The 21,197-nt window shown below is 44.5% G+C and carries 18 protein-coding genes and 1 CRISPR repeat array; of the genes, 4 read left to right on the top strand and 14 right to left on the bottom strand.

The window, feature by feature from the left end; all coding sequences use genetic code 11:
• Positions 1–180 precede the first annotated feature (180 nt).
• Positions 181–819: a hypothetical protein gene (locus tag ACESPQ_RS00945; RefSeq protein WP_008816451.1), complete on the bottom strand. Its 639-nt coding sequence runs from the start codon at positions 817–819 to the stop codon at positions 181–183.
• Between the two features lie 398 nt (positions 820–1,217).
• On the opposite strand from ACESPQ_RS00945, the gene ACESPQ_RS00940 reads away from it, so the two are divergent.
• Together ACESPQ_RS00940 and ACESPQ_RS00935 are read left to right on the top strand one after the other, a co-directional pair.
• The gene (locus tag ACESPQ_RS00940; RefSeq protein ID WP_257376924.1) at positions 1,218–3,917 is read left to right on the top strand and encodes a PD-(D/E)XK nuclease family protein; all 2,700 of its coding nucleotides are present in this window, start codon (positions 1,218–1,220) and stop codon (positions 3,915–3,917) included.
• The gene (locus ACESPQ_RS00935) at positions 3,910–7,119 is read left to right on the top strand and encodes a UvrD-helicase domain-containing protein (protein WP_257376925.1); all 3,210 of its coding nucleotides are present in this window, start codon (positions 3,910–3,912) and stop codon (positions 7,117–7,119) included. The genes ACESPQ_RS00940 and ACESPQ_RS00935 overlap by 8 nt, the downstream gene beginning before the upstream one ends.
• Positions 7,120–7,388: 269 nt before the next feature.
• Here ACESPQ_RS00935 and ACESPQ_RS00930 read toward each other — a convergent pair whose 3' ends face one another.
• The 13 genes from ACESPQ_RS00930 to gnd all read right to left on the bottom strand — a co-directional run bounded on the left by ACESPQ_RS00930 (position 7,389) and on the right by gnd (position 17,785).
• Positions 7,389–8,162, bottom strand: a complete 774-nt coding sequence (locus ACESPQ_RS00930; RefSeq protein WP_373143781.1) for a C39 family peptidase — start codon at positions 8,160–8,162, stop codon at positions 7,389–7,391.
• Positions 8,163–8,634: 472 nt separating this feature from the next.
• Positions 8,635–9,192: a hypothetical protein gene (locus ACESPQ_RS00925; protein WP_002606200.1), complete on the bottom strand. Its 558-nt coding sequence runs from the start codon at positions 9,190–9,192 to the stop codon at positions 8,635–8,637.
• A 176-nt stretch (positions 9,193–9,368) separates the two neighbouring features.
• Complete coding sequence (locus tag ACESPQ_RS00920) at positions 9,369–9,989, bottom strand: AAA family ATPase (RefSeq protein ID WP_044903471.1); 621 nt, start codon at positions 9,987–9,989, stop codon at positions 9,369–9,371.
• Positions 9,990–10,134: 145 nt separating this feature from the next.
• Positions 10,135–10,944 (bottom strand): Gfo/Idh/MocA family oxidoreductase, encoded by an 810-nt coding sequence (locus tag ACESPQ_RS00915; protein ID WP_373143943.1) that lies wholly within the window; start codon positions 10,942–10,944, stop codon positions 10,135–10,137.
• Between the two features lie 39 nt (positions 10,945–10,983).
• Positions 10,984–11,925 carry a hypothetical protein gene (locus ACESPQ_RS00910; protein WP_373143780.1) on the bottom strand — a complete coding sequence of 314 codons (942 nt, stop codon included), beginning with the start codon at positions 11,923–11,925 and terminating at the stop codon, positions 10,984–10,986.
• Positions 11,926–11,935: 10 nt separating this feature from the next.
• The gene (locus tag ACESPQ_RS00905; RefSeq protein WP_002606204.1) at positions 11,936–12,604 is read right to left on the bottom strand and encodes an HAD family hydrolase; all 669 of its coding nucleotides are present in this window, start codon (positions 12,602–12,604) and stop codon (positions 11,936–11,938) included.
• Positions 12,591–13,238 (bottom strand): bifunctional 2-keto-4-hydroxyglutarate aldolase/2-keto-3-deoxy-6-phosphogluconate aldolase, encoded by a 648-nt coding sequence (locus ACESPQ_RS00900; protein WP_002606205.1) that lies wholly within the window; start codon positions 13,236–13,238, stop codon positions 12,591–12,593. Before ACESPQ_RS00900 ends, ACESPQ_RS00905 begins: the two co-directional genes overlap by 14 nt.
• 34 nt (positions 13,239–13,272) lie before the next feature.
• Complete coding sequence (locus ACESPQ_RS00895; RefSeq protein ID WP_118002345.1) at positions 13,273–14,202, bottom strand: phosphoglycerate dehydrogenase; 930 nt, start codon at positions 14,200–14,202, stop codon at positions 13,273–13,275.
• Positions 14,202–14,633, bottom strand: coding sequence for a PTS sugar transporter subunit IIA (locus tag ACESPQ_RS00890; RefSeq protein ID WP_257334189.1), 432 nt, complete (start codon positions 14,631–14,633; stop codon positions 14,202–14,204). The genes ACESPQ_RS00895 and ACESPQ_RS00890 overlap by 1 nt, the downstream gene beginning before the upstream one ends.
• Entirely contained in the window at positions 14,630–15,136 is a 507-nt protein-coding gene (locus ACESPQ_RS00885; RefSeq protein ID WP_002606208.1) for a PTS system mannose/fructose/N-acetylgalactosamine-transporter subunit IIB, read from the bottom strand. Before ACESPQ_RS00885 ends, ACESPQ_RS00890 begins: the two co-directional genes overlap by 4 nt.
• 18 nt (positions 15,137–15,154) lie before the next feature.
• Positions 15,155–16,015: a PTS system mannose/fructose/sorbose family transporter subunit IID gene (locus ACESPQ_RS00880; protein WP_008816431.1), complete on the bottom strand. Its 861-nt coding sequence runs from the start codon at positions 16,013–16,015 to the stop codon at positions 15,155–15,157.
• 29 nt (positions 16,016–16,044) lie between these two features.
• Positions 16,045–16,866 (bottom strand): PTS mannose/fructose/sorbose/N-acetylgalactosamine transporter subunit IIC, encoded by an 822-nt coding sequence (locus ACESPQ_RS00875; RefSeq protein ID WP_002606210.1) that lies wholly within the window; start codon positions 16,864–16,866, stop codon positions 16,045–16,047.
• A 25-nt stretch (positions 16,867–16,891) separates the two neighbouring features.
• Positions 16,892–17,785 carry a phosphogluconate dehydrogenase (NAD(+)-dependent, decarboxylating) gene (gene gnd / locus ACESPQ_RS00870; RefSeq protein ID WP_109769870.1) on the bottom strand — a complete coding sequence of 298 codons (894 nt, stop codon included), beginning with the start codon at positions 17,783–17,785 and terminating at the stop codon, positions 16,892–16,894.
• A 413-nt stretch (positions 17,786–18,198) separates the two neighbouring features.
• Between gnd and ACESPQ_RS00865 the strand changes: the two genes are divergently transcribed.
• Complete coding sequence (locus ACESPQ_RS00865; protein WP_373143779.1) at positions 18,199–19,044, top strand: MurR/RpiR family transcriptional regulator; 846 nt, start codon at positions 18,199–18,201, stop codon at positions 19,042–19,044.
• Positions 19,045–19,359: 315 nt separating this feature from the next.
• Positions 19,360–20,427: a M15 family metallopeptidase gene (locus ACESPQ_RS00860; protein WP_257328038.1), complete on the top strand. Its 1,068-nt coding sequence runs from the start codon at positions 19,360–19,362 to the stop codon at positions 20,425–20,427.
• A gap of 429 nt (positions 20,428–20,856) precedes the next feature.
• Positions 20,857–21,152: direct repeats of the CRISPR family, unit length 32 nt; unit sequence GTCTAGCCTCCCTGAGGCTAGTGGATCTAAAT.
• Between the last annotated feature and the right edge of the window lie 45 nt (positions 21,153–21,197).

Raw genomic sequence — 21,197 nt, 5'->3', positions numbered from 1 at the left:
GTCTTATAACTATATACCAGATAGCGCTTAGGCGAATACAGGTTGGCACAGCAGACTTCAATAAAAGTGGAAATTGTAACTGATATTCATATCTGATAAACAAAAATAGGATGCGTAGGCTGTAAAACTAACAACAGCTCCGCATCCATTCATACACATTCTCAAATATACCTTTCAGCACTAATCCTTCTTATCCTCTTTCGGCAGCAGGTACTGCACACGCACTGATTTCTTTGCACGCTGCCCCTGTGCATCCTCGACACTCAGCTGGTAGGTTACTGTTTTTGCTTCCACAGGCAGCTCCTCATCCCATCCGGTAATCAATGCACTCAAATCGTTTCCAGATGCATCTGCGGCAGTAACACCAGCATAATCACGTACCTCCTGCATTGTTGAATTGGATTCAATAACAAATTGAAAATCCGCATGTGCCGCCTGTATAACCGGCTTTGCATTTTCCACAACCTTAATTGCAAAGGATACACGCTCCTTCTGTAAGGATGCTACAGCCTGATAGGTACCCGGTGTTGTAACATCAACCGCAGACAAATCCAGCTTAACCTTTTTTAATACATCGGAATCTGCATTTACATAGGTTTCCGCCTTCTGACTCAGCTTTGCGTTCTGCTCAATGATAAAGGTCTCTTTCTTGGCAGCAATCGCATTGACGCTTTGTTGTTCCTCCTTCAACGGCACATAGGCTTCCGCTTTTACAAATTTCTGCTTCAGCAGTCCTGCAGTCAAAACAACAGCAATCATCAGAATACCGATTGCCAGTACAGCTTTTTCTTCCTTTTTAAATTGAAAATACTTCTTCACATCATCACTTCCCAACTTACTTCAACGTTTGTATTTTATCATATCCCTTCCGGTAATAAAATGCCTAAAAATACAATTTCAGCCTTTATTTATCACCTTTTTTACCATTTGGTCTGGAAAGGTATGTTTGTGGGATTACGCATTCTGCACCTGTGGAAAATATGACATTCCATCGTTTTTCATTTGTATTTTTTTCTGCTTGATATTATAATCATACTACTCATGTTGGAAAGCTATCAGCTACCGTATAGACTATAGATGAAATAACACAGGCAGCGCGCTTCCATTCCATATTTATACAGAGCTTTTTTCATCGCTGTTATGCGGGCAATATGATATGATTATCCTGTAGTAAGCAGCACGCCAAAAATCAAAACAACATTTTCAGGAGGTACAATATGACATTTTTACAGAAATTGGGTCCCGGCAGCACCCTTATTGCCCCAGCCTACCTGCACGCAGCTCTGCGCGAGGAGCTTTTAAAAACACGCAGCGGCTTGCTGGGACTGAAGCTGAACACTCTGCAGGGATGGCTGCAGCAGCAGGCAAATGTTGCAGTACCGTCCAGACATGTTGCCTTATATCAGTATAAGCAGCGGATACAGACAATCCTTCCGCAGCTGAAAATCTATCGTGAGGTGGCGGACTCCCCGGTATTTCTGAACGAATGCAGGTCGTTTCTGGATTCCATTTATTTCTGGAACATCCCCCAGAGTGAGCTGCCTCAGGAAAGTGAAGCACAAAAAGAACTGTTTGCAATCCTTTCTCAGCTCACGGATATTGCCGTGCCTTCCAAACAGCAGCGTGCAGCATTAACGAATATAAAAACAAAGCGGCTGGATGATCTGCATATTCTGGATGTGTATCACACGCTGGAGGAAGAACAGCTCATACAGGCGCTGGTTGCGCAGGGGGCACAGCGCTGTACTCCGCCGGTGTATGAGCCAATGCCATTGTTTTTCCATGCTGTAAACAAGCGCCAGGAAATTGAAGCATGTGCACAATATATTATCGAGCACGATCTGGATGCGGATGATATTCATATCACCCTTGCCAATGCAACCTATAAGCCGATTCTTGCACAGATTTTCCAGCGTTATCAAATACCGTATACACTGCTGAAGGATTCCCATGCGAGTATACTGCCACACCGCTTTTCCGCATTGTTCTCTTATTATCTGAAGCCGGATACGGAAAATCTTCTCCGTGTTCTGGATTGCGGTGTCGTACACATGGAACAGCTGCAGAAGCTGAAGGATTATCTGGATGTATTTTCCTGTAATATCGAGGAAGCCTTTGACCATTTACAGCAGATTGAGGATGAGGGACATATTCTCGATGCACTTGAGCTGGCCAAGCTGCAAAAGCTGGAAGAAGAGGCTGAGCTGGTTCGTCAACAGCTGGTGGTCTATCTGCGTCCGCTGAAACAGCCGATATCGATGGAAGCGATGATACAGACCGCTGCTTCCTATGTCAGAGAATCTCTGCGCAGGGACGATGCAGATACCAAAATTCTTCTGGATATTGAGGCGATGCTGAAGGAGCTCCATCCTTATATATTAGAAAAAGAGGATATTGCATTTTTTCTGTACTTCCTTGACGGTATGACACAAAGCAGTGCTCCCAAAGAAAGAAGCGGAGCCATCGTCTGTGATCTGCGCCAGTCCCCCTTCTGCCGAAAGCATTTATTTATTCTGGGATGTACACAAAAAGACTATCCTGCCTTTCAAACAAAAAAAGGCATTTTCGATGAGAACTATCACGCATTGATTTCAGCCTATCCTTCCATGGAACGACGTTATCAGTTTTATCTGGAACAGATATCCGCAATGCTGTACGCAGCACCATCCGTATATGTATCCTATCCGCTCGGCACCTATGAGGGAAAAGGAATGGAGGCTGCCCTGGAAATTGAGGACTATGTCCAGAAGCAGCATGCGAATCCAAAAGCGGGTTCAGTAGCTTATCCGCTGTACAGCAGCTATGAACCTGTTTCCACCAACATTACATTGTCTCCTGAAATGGCACAGGCTCTGTTTGTTAAAGATAAAATGATCCGGGGCTCCATTTCCGCTCTGGAACGCTATGTTAAATGTCCGTTCTCTTACTTTCTGCGCTATGGTCTTTCCCTGCGGGAACCGATGAAGGTCGGCTTTCCGGATTCCTATGCCGGCACTCTCGCACATTACCTTCTGGAGACCTTTACAGGGAAATATGGGAAGGCCTATACAAAGGTGGCAGAGGAAAAAATCGAAGAAGTGCTGATGAAGGAAATTCGGATTATGCAGGATGTGTTTCCATCTCTGGAAAAAAAGCTGGAAAATGTTGCACAGCGAATACTTACCTCTATGACACAGACCTTGGGCTTGCTGGATGACTTTGAACAGCATTCCATATTATCTCCGTATCTTCGTGAGAAGGAGTTTCATTACAGCATTCCCCTAGGGGATGACATCAGCCTCGCATTAAAGGGATATATTGACCGCATCGATGCGTCGGATGAATTCTTATGTATTCTGGATTATAAAAGCTCTGCCAAAATGCTGTCGGAGACTAACGTATTTGCCGCCTTGCAGCTGCAGCTGCTAACCTATTCCATCGTCTGCAGTAAAGAATTTCATAAACGTGTTCTGGGATCCTTCTACGTTTCGTTAAAAAATGAAAATATCCCTTATACGGCAGGCAAGCTGTCCCGGAGAAAACCGGTAACACATCTTCCATCCAGTAAAGAGGAATATGAAGAAATCCGTCACAAGGCACATCGCATGAACGGCTGGGTCATGGACAGTGATATACAGGCACTGGATGACAACGGCGCACACATTGTTGGTGTGAGTCAGAATAAGGAGGGGATCATAAAGCCGCGCAAGCTGTATGATCTCGGCAGTATCGAACGTTATTTTACAAAAATGTATCAAATGATCGGTAACAGAATCATAAACGGGGACATTCGCTGTTTGCCGATGGAAGAGGCCTGTATGTTTTGCAGCTATTATGAAATCTGCCGATTTAAGGGCATATATGCAGAAAAAACACAGCTGGTGGAGGTAGAGGACGATATCTATCAGCAACAGAAAGGACGTGAGGAAGATGCCTGAATGGAATCCCATGCAGCTGAAGGCGATTCAGACAAAGGAACGCAATATCCTGGTATCCGCATCCGCAGGAAGCGGGAAGACCACCGTGCTGATTGCACGTCTGATGGATCTGGTCATGAAGGATCATGTCTCCATTGACTCCATTCTTGCCATGACCTTCACGGAAGCTGCCGCAAACGAAATGAAAAAGCGTCTGGCCACAGAGCTGCAGAAGGCGTTGACCGCTGCCCGAACAGAAGAAGAGAAAAGCTATATCACCAGACAGCTGACGGGTATACAGACAGCACATATATCAACCATCCATTCCTTCTGCCTTTCCATCATACAGGAATATTATTACATTCTCGGACTGGATCCGCAGCGTATCAAAAGCATTATGGATAACGGAACGATGGTTCTGTTTCAGCAGCAGTCCCTGGAGGAAGCCTTTGCGAAACAGTATCAGCTGCAAGATGCAAGCTTTCTGCAGCTGTGTCAGATGTTTTCAGCAAGAGCGGAAAACGATGAGGCCCTGCGTACCATGATTATGAATCTTGCAGGACTGGCCTCCAGCAAATCCGATCCGGAAGCCTGGCTGGATTCTCTGGCAGAGAATTATCATGAAAAGCATCTGCTGGAGGATTTACCAAAAGAGATTTATGAGAATTTCTTTGAATATCTCGTTGTGCAAACTGCACGTTATGAAGAAACGCTGGTCCGTATAGATGAGCTTTACCGGTTAAAATATGATGATCAGGTAAAAAAACACGCTATAGTGGAACAGAAGCTGCTTGCTCTTCAGGACCTGCATCAGGCCTTGCAAAATCAGGATTATCAGGCTTACCGTGCTGCCTTTCTCGCCATTGTACACGCCGTTATACCTCCAAGCCCGGATAAGGAGGATAAGGAATATGCGCGCCTGAGAAAAAGTCTTCTTGCTTTAGAGGATGCACAACTGGAAATCCTATTCAGTGAGGATGAATTCATGCGGGATATCCGCTACTTGTATCCTTATATAAAAAAGCTGGTGGACATGTGCAGGGATTATCGCAGCGCCTATGCAAGGATAAAGGAAGAGCATAAGGTCATCGACTTTGATGATATGGAGCATTTCGCTCTGGAAATTTTACAGGCGAAGGGTGGCCGTGTTGCTGATATCTATCGTGAAAAATTCGTTGAAATCATGGTGGATGAATTTCAGGACAGCAATGATGTTCAAAACCAGCTGGTAATGCTGATCTGCAGAAAGAACAATGTATTCCGTGTTGGAGACATCAAGCAGTCAATTTATGGATTCCGTCATGCCAAGCCGTCTTTGATGAAGGGACTGATCGATCATCGCGGAGTATTTGATGAGGTTATTTATCTTTCAAATAATTACCGTTCCAAGAAAATGATTGTCGATTTTAATAATGACCTGTTTAAGCTGTTGATGAATATCGATGGATTTTCCTGCAGCTATGCAAAAGAGGATGATGTAGAAACCGGTGTCCCTGCGCAGAACGAGGATAATGTTCCCATCTGTTTTCATGCTGTATACCATAACGAAATTAAGGAAGCAGAGGGGATTATCGTTTCCAAAAATGAATTAAAGGCAAGCTATATTGCCAATCAGATTTTGGAAATTAAGGAGCGCGAACAGCGAAAGTGGAAGGACTTTGTTGTCCTCGTCCGTGGAAATGCCCGCAAGGATGATATGAAGAAGATTTTCGATGAGCTGAATATCCCGTATTTCATTGATATCAAATACGGATTCTATCAATCCAATGCCGTACAGGTGATTCTGTCCGCAATGAAGTGTATTTTGCATCCGCACGATGATATCAGCTTTACTGCCACTATGCTGTCACCGCTTTTTCGTAAATCAACTATGGATTTCGCACAGGCCAAGCTGCAGAAGGAAAAGGGACAATCCTATTATTCCTGGTTCTGTGAGCATCCGTTTCCCGGATTTGAAATATTACAGGAGCTGATTTTCCAACATGGCAGGCTGCGCATCAGTGAGCTCATAAATAAACTGTATGAGATGCAGGATTATTATCGTCTGCATACAAGCATTCAGGAAAAAACCAATCTGGATCTGCTGTTTGAAAAGGCTGTACAGTTTGAGGATCAGTATGCCTCCGGATTATCCTCCTTTCTTTCACAGATCGAACAGATCAAGGATGCTCAGACAGCAGAGGCGATTCCGATTGGCGCTGAGGCGGATGTGGTCCGTGTTATGAGTATCCACCAGTCCAAGGGTCTGCAGTTCCCCGTCGTATTTCTATGGTCTACCGATAAGCAGACACCGATCGAATTTAAGGATTTCTGTATCAGTGATTCCGAGCTCGGGCTGGCAATGAAGGCAATGGACTTACCGCAGCGCTATGTCCGCACAACGATACCGCGAATCGCCATGGAACATAAAAAGGATAAGGAAGAGCTGGAGGAGGAGATGCGCATTCTCTACGTGGCAACCACCCGTGCCCAGACACAGATGCATATCGTTGACTGTATACTTGAGCTTGATGCCTATAAGCATCCGTTGAGCATGTCGCAGGTATACAACCGCAATGGCTATACATCATGGATTTTACAAACGTTTCTATGCAACCCAAGTCCACTCTTTACTATAAAGGAGGTGCACCGCCTCTGGCACAGTGAGGTGCAACAGGCAGAGGCAGGCGTAGATCATCCTTTCCGGGTATATGAAAAGCCATCCAAAAGCATTGAACTGGTAACCGCTTCCGCACAAGAGGCAAGGGAGCTGCCTGCGTTTACATTTGACGATGACATGCAGGGAAGTGATTATGGAACCATGATGCATAAAATGATAGAGGCACTTCAGGCTCCTATATGGAGTCGTGATGTTATTCTCCAAGTCGCCAATCAGCAGTTGTTGGAGCTGAAGGAATGGGATATTCAGACATTGCTGCAGCTGGGAAAGGATCCGGATTATCTGTCGGCATACAGAGGGGATGTCCATCATGAAATGCCGTTTATGGTTAAGGACGGATTGCAAATTCTACATGGCTATATGGACTTTGTCAGCATTCAAAACGACCGTATGATCATCCTTGATTTCAAGACAGATTCTCTCAAAGAGGATGCGGAATTCATACAACGATATAAGGGACAGCTTGCTATGTATAAAAAGGCTATGCATATCTTATATCCAAAGCATAGTATCACGACCTGCATCTATTCTCTGCATCTGCATAGGATGATTGCCATTTCATAACAAAAGACAGAATCCAAGCCTGAGAACCTTCTCAGGTTCATGATTCTGTCTTTTTTGCTTATAATGAGTTCATAGCCTGCTTTCCATATTATGAATATACCTGTCTGTGATGTATCTGACTGTATACATGCAACAGATATGGTGTTGTTTCTTCTGCTCTATCAACAGTTACAATCGTCAACCTGCAGTATGCCTAAAGCAGGACAGCAGCCCCTTCATTAAGATATCGAGTGTCCTACCGCATATCCAGGCACAAAGCTTCCCTTCATTTACGCTTTCGGCTCTACAGCAATAAACAGCTTATCTCTTTCCGCTATTCCGTAATTCTTTGAAAAGAAATCATACATCGTCCAATTATAATAAAAACGTTCTGCAGGGTAAATACCATAGCCGTCCTGATTATGGTCTGTTGTATCATAGGAATCCGCCACGATAAGAACATCATCCTGTGTTGTTTCCGTCCCCATGGTATCATATCCGATGATTACCTGCCAGTGTCCTCCCCAGTCATTCCATGCCACCATAACCGGTATACCTTTTTTTAAATAATCCTGAATCATGCGCAGATTGATTTTATCATAATCGCTTTCCCTGTAATCATACGTTGAATGAATCTGAAACCCTCCAACACCTTCGAAAATCTGTATCATGGATTGTAAAGAGGTAGCCTCACTTTTCAGTTTATTTGTGCGAAGCTGCGCAAGTGTTTCCTCATTGTGCTTACCGAGCTTCCCGTAATACTGCAATACCATGAGTGCCGCATCCACACCGCAGCTCCATTCACTCGTCTGCTGCATCGTTTTAAATTTCGACAGCAAGGTAAGCGTATCGGTAGACTTCATATGATAGAAATCCGGATGCTTGAAATATGGTGATTCCTTTTGATCACCCTCACGCTCCACACTGTCTGCCCCGTCATCTTCTGACAGATCCACTGTATGTGCTATCTTCATTTCATCACTATAATTTTCCTTTTCCTCCGTTTTCACACTGCAGCCGAAAAGCAGTACCGCTGCCATACAAAAAATAATCGTTTTTTTCATCATGTCCTCACTTTCTTAGTGAGTATAATACCTGCATATGCAAACGTGCATACTGATCCTGTTATATCCGCTGTGCTGTATGATTCTATGTTCATAATAATAAAATATACGGGATATCCTGAGTCTATACGACAAACATCTGCCTTTATTACTCTTATTGATCTTACAAGTATCGATACTCATAAAACTGGCTTTAAACCAACAACAAGACTTTACAGTCACAATAATCGGCATTTGACCTGGCTGTCCGTATGGCCTTTTTTCTGGGGTCAAACGAATGCATATTGCATTCCATGCAATTAGGGTGGTGTAGCATAAAGGTTTTCAGGACATCCCTCCACTTCTTCTATGAGCGGAATTATAACGAAAAGGAAGGTATTCCACAATACTAAATATAGGTAATATCAAATACAGGAACAAACATGAAACTGTGTATCGGATGTAAAAACAAAACAGCACAATTTCGTGCTGTTTATAAGATAAGCTCCTGCTGTACTCCTGCAGAGCGTTTTGTCACATATTTTTTTAGAGCCTCCATGATAGAGTAGATGATGTTTTCCAGAACTCCCAAATCCATACTCTGTACAATCAGCTGGAGCAGATAATCTTCCTTTCCCATGTCAAAGTCATTATCAAACATCAGCAGCAGCATTGCCAGAATATAGTTTTCTCTGAGGTATTCCTCATCCTCCTGTAAAAGGTCAGAAGCCTGCAGTATGGTTGTGCGGCAGTCACAATTTTTCATCCAGTCACAGAATTCTCTGGACAGCTCGATCCTTCCCTTGCGATAATACAGGCAGTCCCCCTCCTGCCATAAAACAAACCGGCTGGTGAAATCCTGAATTCGCTGTGTAAGCGGCAGACGCCAGTCCTCATAAGGATCGAGCCTTCCGTTATTATCCAGATCTTTAAACGCAAAGCCGTCCTGCTCGATAATCTGAATACCGAGATTGGGATCATAGCTGAGTGTTTTACCGCCTTTATTTTCAATGCACTCATGATTGTGCCTGTGAGTCAATTTCCATTGCATAAACAGAAACCTCCTTGTGTCTTTCTACCTGTAGTATAACAACACTCGCCGCGTATGTTGTCAAACAATCTTGTGAAATTGTGGGTTTACGCATATCTTTCGTAAGCCTTCACATTTTGTACAGAAAAAGAACATACAGCCCTTTATACTATATGTTCTTCTTTCTGCATGATTCCTTATAATGCTTTTTTCTGTGCGAGCATCTTAATAATTTCCACAGTGCCGTCAATACCGAACGTAGAGGAATTGATGCTGATATCATAATTCTCTGCACGACCCCATTTGCGATCCGTATAGTACTCATAATAATTTGCACGGCGCTTGTCGATTTTCTTGATGCTGCCCTCGATATCGCGTTCATCCACCTCATAGGAATGAACCGCACGCTCTTTGCGATCCTCCATATCTGCATGAATATACACATTCAGTACATCACTGCGTTCCCGCAGCACATAATCTGCACAGCGTCCGACGATGACGCATGATCCCTCACAGGCCACACCCTTGATTACTTCTTCCTGTACCAGATACAAGCGATCATTTAATGATAATTCCGTTATCGTGGACAATGGTCCTCCCAGAGAATATCCCAAGGCACCCAGGAGTCGGAACCCCTTGCTTGTACGGGCATCATCTTCTTCAAAAAGCTCTTTATCCATACCGCTTTCTTTGGCAGCAATCTCAATGAGCTCCTTGTCATAGAACGGTATTCCCAGCTGGTCGGCTATTTTCTTACCGATTTCACGTCCTCCACTTCCAAACTGTCTGCTGATGGTGATAATGGTCTTATTTTCCATAAAAATCGACCTCCTTGTTGTTACTTTTATTATACTATGTTACTTTCACAACATCAATGAATTGACGGCCATTTTCTGAAAACAGTCCCGTTTAAGCTATAACAGAGAAGGAAAGCAGTACGTAGTTAAAAACGGTATGCAATCATCAATTTCCTGCCGCTTTCTCTGCCTCCTCTGCAATGTTTAAAACAGCAACCACCTCCTCCGCCTTCACATAGGGAGCCTTTCCCTGATAAATACATGCGTACAGGTCATCATAAATCTTACCATAATCCGTTACCCTGGAGGGAATGCGGGTCGTAATATCATTCCCATATTCATCCATATATGATAATACTCCCCAGTTATCCTCCGGTTCCTGCAGAAAGGAAGCCTCAATAGGCTCCTGTGCAGATTTTGCGAACAGATGCCCTTGACTGTATTTCATAAAACTGCCATTTGTGCCATGTACAAGGAATCTGGGATATGGCAGCTTCACAAACAGGCTCGTTTTAACTGAGACCTTAAGCTTACCGTAATAAAGTTTAATATCAAAATAATCATCGGCTCCCTCTTCTTTATTAAGAATGCCTTTTACATCATAATCTGTTCTATCAGGAATACCAAACAGAGCTATCATTTGATCAATCGTATGAATACCCAAATTGAAAATCATATCCTGTGTTACAACGGGGCGTGTTTTAAAATAATCATAGTGAGATTCTATTTCAATGAGCGTACCAAGCTTTCCACTTTGTATGATATCCTGCAATATAAGAAAATCCGCATCAAATCGTCGATTCTGATTGGTATATGCAAGGCATCCTTTTTCCTGTGCAAGCGTAAAAACACGTTGTGCATCACTGCTTTTCATTGCAAAGGGCTTTTCCACCAAAATATGCTTTCCGGCCTTCAAAGCCATTTCTGCATAGCTTACATGTGTGTGATTTGGTGAATTAATACAAATGACATCAATTTCAGTATCCTATAAATTAACCTGTTCATATACCTCTTTTTAAGAAACGCAGGAAATCATCAGCGCCTTTAGAACCTGTATCACTTTAATGACTTGCTGTTCCAGATCACTGTTATCTGTCCGTTTTTCTATTTTCAGTGATACGCATCCATTATAGCAGCTGCCGGACGTTAACAAAATATCCCCATATGCATGCTTATCCTCTGCCAAATCATGCCATTCCGCATGCTCTGCTAGTTTCTCATGAAGTCCCTCCAGTATATGCCGGTCAGCAAATCCCTGCAGCTTTCCGACATTCCCGATGGAATCCAGATACACCCGCTGAATACGCTTCTTCCCTATATACTCCTGCAGCATGCGCAGACCATACTCAGAACGTGTTCCCTCATCAATCATAGCAAAGGCTACGTGCTGCTTTTCCTGTTCAGATAGATCAGAGGCCAAAGCAAACAGGGCAATCAGACTTGAAGAATTGCGCACCATTGTATTTCCTGCCGCTATTCCTCCACGCATATGCCGAATCCCATAAAAAACGAACAAACATACGAGTACAAGCACCGCTCCCCATAGACTCACAAATCCGTGCTTCTGAAGACTGGGAATCACAGTAAGGTATAAAAATGCAGCAATCGCAATCATACAGCATAGAAACAGCAAGGTATGGAGAAGGAAATTTCCCCTTGACCAGTTCGCATCAAAGGCTTTCTGCTCTTTGGGGTAAAACTGCCACAGCGGCGTATCATAATACGTGATGAAGACCACATCCGCTTTTTTGAAATCACCAGCGTAAAGATTATACATATTTACAGACTCCCGCCTCATGAGCGAAGCGGATACACAGGTGATATCCACAGGAAATCCGGCCTGCTCCAGCTGTTTCTGAGCCGCTCTCAAAAAATTCGTTTTCTGTCTTTCCGTATTTCTTTTTCCAAGAAGCACGCCATAACGCAGAATTACATCCTTTACGCTTTCCTTCTCCATCTTCGTCACCTCACGTATTCAGTTGTTCCAGCATTGCTCGCACACACGACAGATTTTCAGCGCAGTCAACATCCGATGCCGTATCCTCCACATCAATAAAACGATGATCCGGTATCCGCACGGTTTGAATTCCTGCCGCTACTGCCGCCTGTACACCTGTCAGGGAATCCTCAAAGGCTGCAGCATGCTCACAGGGAACCTGTGCCCGTCTTAAAACCTCCAGATACAAATCCGGATAAGGCTTCAGCTTTATTACATCATCTGCAAACACAGGAATGTCAAGATAGGATAGCAGGCCCAGATGTGCGAGTATGGCAGTCGAGCGCTTTTTCAGAGAGGAGGTCGCAAGCCCTGTCCGGTATCCGTATTCCCGAGCTGCCTGCAAAGCATCCCGTGCATAGGGCATAGCAGACAGCGTACCATTTTCCAGACACTGATAGATATACTGTTCCCGATCCTTACGAATCCTTGCGCACAATGCTTCCTCATGGCATACCTGCATCAGATATGCATGTGTATCATGAAAGCTTTTTCCCACCCAGCTTTTCACCACGGCTTCCGCAATAGCAACATGCTGCTTGTTCAAGGCATACAGCCAGCCCTCCAGATAGACGCGCTCTGTATCCACAAGCAGACCATCCATATCAAAAATAAGAAGCTCAGTTTTATCGCTGATCATATGCACGGACAATATTCACCAGCTTTTCCGCCTCCAGGCGTACAGCTTCAAAATCTCCTGTTTTAGCTCCCTTCGTGAGGCTTCCACCGGTTCCAACCGCAACTGCCCCGTTGTCCAGCCACTCCGTCAGATTGGCAGCACTCACCCCTCCGGTCGGCATGAAATCCGCCTGTGGAAGAGGTCCCTTAAAGGCTCTGACAGCCTTCGGACCAAAGGTATCACCCGGGAACAGCTTGATCACATCTGCCCCATAGCGCAGACATTCCAGCATATCCTTTACATTGGCAGCCCCAGGAAAACAGGGCACACGATAGCTGTTGCACAGCTTCATGACCTCTGTATCCAGATGCGGACAGACCACAAACTGCGCGCCCGCAGAAATTGCCATGCGTGCAGATACGATATCCAGACAGGTACCTGCACCGATAATGATATCATCACAATGCTCATATGCCTTGCATAAATGCGCAATCACCTGTTCTGCCTGTGGTATTGTATATGTGATTTCCATGAAATGTATTCCACCGCGATATACAGCATCCACAATGTTTGTGACTTCCTCTTCATCCTTACCGCGAATGACTGCTACCAGCCTCTGTTTTTTCAGCTCAGCCAGCAAAGTTGTCTTATCCATATGCTCCTCCTTATCCTGTAATCGATACGTATCTCTATGCCTCCAGCGAACAAATCAGATTTTCCACCGCCATACGGCTCATGGCGTTAATAGCCTCCTGTGTGGAAGCGGCCGTATGCGAACTCACAATCACATTGGGAAGTGTCAGGAGCTTGGAGTTCTGCGGCGGCTCCTGCTCAAAAACATCCAGCCCCAGACCGTAAAGCTTCCTTTCCTTTAATAGTTCATACAGCGCATCCTCATCCAGCAGTCCTCCTCTGGCCGTATTGACGATAATCAGATTGCTTTTCGCACGCTTCAGATTTTCCTTATTCAGGATATGACGTGTTTCCTGCGTCAGTGGAAGGTGTAGAGAAATGAAGTCACATTCCCGTATGATTGTATCCACATCTGTAAAGCATACATTATATTTATTCAAGAAGGCATCATCCCTCATGATGTCATATCCATAGACACGCATGTCAAAGCCGCTGGCACGCTGCACGACTCCCTTCCCTATAGCCCCCAGTCCGAGTACACCGATTGTTTTTCCATAGATATCTAATGCTTCCTTTTTGGACCAGTCATTGTGATGACAGCCCTCATCAATTTCCACAACACGCCGTGCTACAATCATCAACAGAGTCATGGCGTAATCCGCAACCGCATTGGCATTCGCATTCACAGTGCGGCTTATGGCGATGTTGTTTTCTTGCGCATATGCACAGGCAATGTTATCGATACCGACTCCGTACTTTGCGATAGCCCGCAGTCTGGGTGCCTGCCTCAGAGCCTCCTCACTCACCGGATCAACACCGACAATCAGTCCGTCCATATCCTGAAGTGCACTGCACATCTGCTGCTCATTCATAATCGTTCCGTAAGGATTGAAGACGGGTTCAATTCCATGCTGTCGAAGCTTTTCTATCAGCTCCTCGCGATTATATTTTCCAAAGGAACGCGGAGTAATCAAAACCTTTTTCATCAGTAGTCCTCCCCGTTTTCTTCTTCCTTCACCACAAACGGCTCACTGATGCCATCCCGACCAGCCGCCCCCGCAATCGCAACAAGCTCCTGCAGGGAGGAGGATGCCCGCATTGCCGCGGTTTCCAGCAGCATTGCCAGATTCATACCGGCGAGCACACGGACACTTATTCCCTCCTGCGCCATTCGGGCCGCTGCATAAACAGACGCATTAAACGGAGAAGCTCCGTAAAGATCGACAAATACCAGTACACCATCTCCACTGTCCAGCTGTCGTATAGCCTCCATGACCTTTGCACGAAAGCTTTCAAAATCCTCACCTGCGCAAAGAGAAACCGTGTGCATCCGGTCACAGCTTCCCATAATCAGCTCCAGGCTGTCCAGCATTCCTTCCGCCATTCTTCCATGGCTGACCAGCAGCATCCCAATCATGCGGAATGCTCCTCAAACAGGCGTGCAGCCTCTTTTAAAGATACACGGCGTGAGGATGGAATCGCCTGAAAATATACATCAATGCCATAGTCTTTTTCCAGCTCCTGCAAAATCTTTAGCTGTTCTTTGTTGATTGCGACCTCCTTAATGATTGAGGTCAGTCCCGGTTTCTGTGGAATACCGCCAAGATTCAGCTCTTTCATCGGCACTCCTCCCCGTATGATATCTGCCATCACCTCAATGCTCTTGGTCAGCAGAATGACATGATAGTCATCGTACTGACGGTCATTCCAGTATCGTACAGCACCGTCCTCCTTCAAAACCCGTACCTTCAGGCCGGTGCGTGAGCCTGCACCGAGAATGATATTCTTTGTAAACGGATCGTGTGCCGATGGATCATCTGCGACAAATATCGCAGTTGCCCCTGCGGATTTTGACAGACTCGTCATAACCTGTCCGTGAATCAGTCTTGCATCTACACGTGCCAACACTACCTTACCCATAACGGTTCCTCCTTAATGTTACAGAATGCCAAAGCCGGCCAGTACGCCGAGGATAATCGTCAGACCGATCAGTGCCTTCGTGACATTCAAACCCTTTTTAGTGAAATAGAAATATACCAGCCCCACAGTCAACAGCGGCAAAATCCCCGGCATCACACCGTCAAGGATTTCCTGAATTACGAATTTCTTACCGGACAGGGTAAAGGCCAGCGTAGAGGATACCTTGACATAGTTGGCTGCCAGAATCCCCATCATGAACAGTCCCAGAATCGAGAGTGCTTCAATAATGATCTGCATCTTCGTACCGACGACCTCAGTGGCAGCTGTGCGCCCCAGCTTGAAGCCCAGCTGTGCGAAGTAATAGCCGATAACCAGCTGATACAAGGAGAACATGACGAACGGAAACAAGGCGCCGATTGCGTTTCCCTGCTGTGCCCACGGTAATGCGATGGCGATAAAGATATATTGAATCGTACCGGAGTCAATGGAATCCCCGATACCAGCCAGTGCTCCCATCAAACCGGCCTTCGTGTTGTAAATCAGATCATCGTCAATTGTGACGGGTGTATCCATATACACCTCCTGCGCACGAGCTGCCTCCAGGGAAGCCATGATTCCTGTTATGGTACCTCCACCCCACGATATCTGTGTATTGAAGAACAGCAGATGACGCTGGTAGGCCTCAGATAAATCCTTTTTGTCCTTATACAGCTTTTTCAGAATCGGCATCAGCGCCCACATCAGAGACGGTGCAATATATTTATCAAAGGAATGCGGAATCTCATTGGCGAAATAGAAGCGCAGCCATGCAAGGCTGACATCCCTTTTCGTTATTGCTTCCGGTTCCAGATTCACGCTTTTCTGCAGCATTTCACTCATAATTGTATCCACCTTTCCATAACTTCATCCTAATAGTCATCCTCTTCCTCGTTGTCTGCAGTATTGATTCCGGAAGCGGAGAACATGCTCACAGCCTCTGTTTTAGACAGAACGAAGATAAAGGCGATGATGGTACCAATGATTGCATACGTAATCATTGTGATATTCAGACTCTTTAATACGACAGCGACAAAGTAGGCAAGCAGGAAGAAAGCAATATAATTCTTTTTTCCGATTACATAAATCGTAACAGCGATACCGATGGATGCCAGTCCGCCTCCGATTACCTCCAGAATATGGAAGAGGATGCTTCCGGATGTGGATTGTACGATATCCGCGATAACCGGTGCTCCATAATACAGAGATACGAACATGAAAGGAACAAAAATCAGAAAGGCCACCAGGATCGGAATGAAAATGATAGATATTGTAAGCATTTTATCGTTGGCACTTTTTGCGTATTTATCCGTGAATTTCTGCATAACGAAGGTGTTGACGAAAAAGCGGAACTGATACAGATAGGAACCGAGCAGTCCAACCGGTACAGCAACGGCGATAGCTGCCTCCGGCTTCATATCTCCAAGCAATGCCACCGGTACAGCAATGGCTGCGGCAATGGCAGGCTCGGAGGGCATCTGACCTCCCGGAGAAAAGACCCCCATATAGATCAGCTGAATCGCTGCGGTGATAATCATCGCTTCAGCGACACGGCCGAATACGAGACCGACGATCAGTCCGGTCATCATTGGGGTAAAGCGCAGTGTCGTTGTGGCACCTCCCAAAAATGAACGTGACATGACCAGACCGATCCAGATGGAAATAACTACTGCCTGTACAATCGTGATTTGCATATTTCTGCCTCCTTGAACGTGTACATCATTCTGCGGTTTTGTGACCGCCAAATCCCTTTCTCAGTGATGCGACGACTTTCCCTGTGAAGGTATCCTCATACAACGAGCGATAGCGCATCATCAGGGCTGTGGAAATTACCGGAACGCTGACATTACAGCGCATTGCCTCCTCCACTGTCCATTGTCCTTCTCCGGATGCATACATGATTCCCTTCACGGCATCCAGCTTTTCATCCTCTCTGAATGCCTCCTCAGCCAGCTTCATGAGCCAGCTTCGAATGACAGAGCCGTGATTCCACAATCTTGCGACCTGTGCATTATCATAGGGATAGGGGCTGTGCTGTAATAGCTCAAAGCCCTCTCCTATGGCCTGCATCATGCCATATTCGATTCCATTGTGCACCATTTTCAGATAATGACCGCTTCCCGCATCACCGGCATACAGATACCCCTGATCCGAAGCAATGCGTTGAATCAGCTCTTCGATAACTGCAAAGTGCTCACGTTCACCCCCAATCATAAAGTTGGCTCCCTCAAGGGCACCGCGAATACCGCCGGAGGTTCCTGCATCATAGAAATGTATCTTTTTCTTTTTTAGAAATTCATAATTACGTATCGAATCTCTGTAAAATGAATTTCCCCCGTCGATCACGTAATCCCCTTCCTCCAGCAACTCTGCAAGTTGGTGTACCATGCTTTCGGTTATGTCCCCTGCCGGAAGCATCAGCCAGATTATACGCGGTTTCTGCAGAGCAGCAATCAGCTCCTGCAGCGTTTGTACAACCGGAATTCCTTTTGCTTTTGCCTGCTTTCGGGGTCCTGTCTGTATGTCATACCCATAGGCACGAATACCACTGCTCTGCATGTTCATAGCAATATGAAGACCCATTTTCCCCAAACCGATTAAACCTGCTTCCATTCCTTCATCTCCTTTCCGTGCACTCAATCCGCATCAGCAGATAGCGCTTACACCATCTATTATAAAAATAATTTCCATATTGTCAATCATATATTGCAAATAATTTCCAATTTGTGAAATGTTTATATCCGTGTAAACGCAAGTTTGGATGCGTTGGTGACAGCTTGGGGATAAAGCTTCATATATCCCATTATATTCAGGTTTATTTTCATTTATGTTGAAAAAAAATCATATCGTTTATTTTCACATTTCATTCGTAATCCGGGATAATCCACTGTTAATCAGACAGGTAATATTTTCATATTTGGATTTAATATATAAAATAATTTTTCAATAGCTGAAAATAATTTCCAATATAACACCACATTTCGCAATATCTGTTATAATATAAGTATCAGAAACGGGGTGTATGTATGAGTATGGAATTTGCAGGACGGGTGAAGGGTCATTATTACGGTTTGAGTAAAACGGAGAAAAAAATTGCCGATTATCTGCTGGAGCATGCAACGACCGCTAGACACTTATCCATTCAGGAGCTGGCAGAGGATATTGATGTATCCATGTCTGCTATCTCCCGATTCACCAAAAAGGTCGGCTATAGCAACTATCAGGAAATGCGGCTGCAGCTGAGTGAACCATTTGATCATCTGAGCGAATCGTTTTTTGCGTCCCTTGATGAGAACGACACAGCAATGAATATCGCAAAGGTTACCTTTCAAAGCGGTATTACCTCGCTTTCCTCAACAATGGCGGTATTGAATCAGGATTCCCTTGAACAGGCCGTACATCTGCTAGGAAGAGCAAAAACCTGCGGACTGTTTGGAATGGGGGCATCCTCTGTCATTGTACACAGTGCCTATCAGCGGTTTCTGCGAACCTCCTTAAACTGCCAGTTCTCACTGGATTACCATATGCAGCTAATGTATGCGGGAAGGCTGGGTGAGAAGGATTGTGCGCTGATCGTATCGCATACCGGAAGAAATAAGGACATTTTGCGTATCGTGGATATACTGAAGGAGCGTGGTGTCCCAATCATATCTGTCACCAGCAACGCCGCATCCCCTCTTGCCCGGAAAAGTGATGTTTTTCTATTCTCCATTTCAGAGGAAACAAAATTTCGTCCGGAGGCGATTTCCTCCAGCGTTTCGCAGCTGATGCTGATGGATACCCTCTTCACACTGTACGCCATCAAAGAGGATAATGATCCGGAGTACTTCAACAGAATTCGCCGAATCGTAAACACGACCAGAATTCCATAAGAATATGCTGTAATGAACATCTTTCATATGCCCTGATGCTGGAAACATAATAGAAAGAAGCTCTTATACGTTTATGCAGTCAGATCTTCCTGTCCATCTGTGTTTAAAAGGAGGGAAATATCAGGCTGCCTATTGCGATTCACCTTTGTTCCATCAGCCTCTCCCTATGTTCATGCAAACCAATTTTGTATATTCCAGAACTCTTTTTCTGTAAATACTGACATAAATAAATACAAATCGTATAAATTTTAATTTTATTCGTTTTCAGTAAAATTTTATGGTATTATTAACTATGAAATTTTAAGAGATATAAGTATGAAAAGAAGAAAAAGAGTCAAACGAAAAGTAAAAATTGCAGCCGTCATTGTGCTGCTTATATGTATAGCTGTCAGTCTGATAATCATAAACCGAACTCATATTCAGCTGGCTTTTAAAGGGTATGACAAGGATGAACGCAATATTATAATGACATTAAGTGCACAGGAGATCGATGAGTATGTATCCTTTGCGTCAGACATTGATATATCGAAATGGAACCGGATGAAAAACAATAAGCATTATCTGGATTATGAACTATATGCAGAGAATGGCGCTGATAAAAAAGAAGCTGTCGCTTATGTTGATCAGTTTTATGCAGACTATTATCAAGCCTTACGCAGCCAGTGGTTTGATCAGCCAACCCTTCGTACACTGATGAAAAAGACCAGTCTTGCTGATTTTAAAACAATAAAGGATAAGAAGCTGACCTGGAAACAGATTCAACCTTATATCCATATAAACGGACGTATACTGGAGGATGTCCCTGACTATCTGAAATCAGGCTTAAAGCCTCTTGAAGCAGTAATGCGTATTTCATATGCGTCCATAAACTCTTCAGCATCAATCACAATTCAGCGATCCTATTCACTTGATGACCCAAAACATCTATTACTGATGATCAAAAGAGGCTTTTATGTACCGAAAACCTACGTTCCTGAAAATTTAACAGCTGTTCAAATCCCTGTAGCTCACAATGACGGAAACAATCTAATGCGAAAGGATGCGGCAGACGCTTTGGAAAGCATGTATAAGGATGCGAAAAAGCAGGGGCTTATTCTAGCTATTAACAGTGCGTATCGGCCTTATAACGAACAGCAGCAGGTGTATGATGAATATATGGTGACCTATGGTGTACAGACAGCTGTGAAGCTGGTAGCAGAGCCCGGCTGTAGTGAGCATCAGCTCGGATTGAGTGTGGATTTAACCAGTCAAAGTGTCATGGACGGCACATATGCGGTATTCGGAGACACACCGGAATACCAATGGGTAATTAAAAATGCTCACAAATACGGATTCATTTTACGTTATCCCGAGAATAAACAAATATATCAGGACAGCAAATGAACCGTGGCATTTCCGTTATGTAGGAACTGAAGCCGCTACAGAAATATACCGTAAAAATCTGTGTCTGGAAGAATATACACTGCAGCATGGTTTCTCATATCCCGTTTCAATAAAGCGCTGATAGCAAATGGATGATATTCATTATGAACCGTCCAGTTATTTTCCTATGAGGTCAATACGATTTTTATTTCATACTGGAATGTATCCTTTTTATGTATTCGGAGTTTTTTCTGTTATAATACTAGTAGATGGTTATCCCATTAAATAATCCAGCGCGAACCATAAGCTCACATGAATTCCCTGGGAGGTTCGCGCATCATTTTGTTCAAATTCGCACAAATGTAACAATTTCAACGCAATTTTCATTAACCAAAGTTTTATAATTGCGTAAATTTGTTTCATTTAGGGGATTTCATGGGATTTTTCACGGTCTAGCCTCCCTGAGGCTAGTGGATCTAAATATAACTGCTTATGAGTACATCCAGTTGTTCCTTGATGTCTAGCCTCCCTGAGGCTAGTGGATCTAAATCGCCTGGTCCATATGTCATTCCTGCTTTTGTCCTGTCTAGCCTCCCTGAGGCTAGTGGATCTAAATTTTTTTAGGGGTGCACCCTCAATAGAATTCCAAGTCTAGCCTCCCTGAGGCTAGTGGATCTAAATGGCTTTCGCTCTTCCGAAGCCTCTTTGTCTGGAGTCTAGCCTCCCTGAGGCTAGTGGATCTAAATTTTTTTAGGGGTGCACCCTCAATAGAATTCCAAGTCTAGCCTCCC

Source organism: Clostridium sp. HGF2, from assembly GCF_964240115.1.
In the GTDB taxonomy this organism is placed as follows: domain Bacteria; phylum Bacillota_I; class Bacilli_A; order Erysipelotrichales; family Erysipelotrichaceae; genus Clostridium_AQ; species Clostridium_AQ innocuum.
The sequence above is the reverse complement of the archived record's forward strand: the minus strand, read 5'-3'. Positions and strand labels throughout refer to the sequence as shown.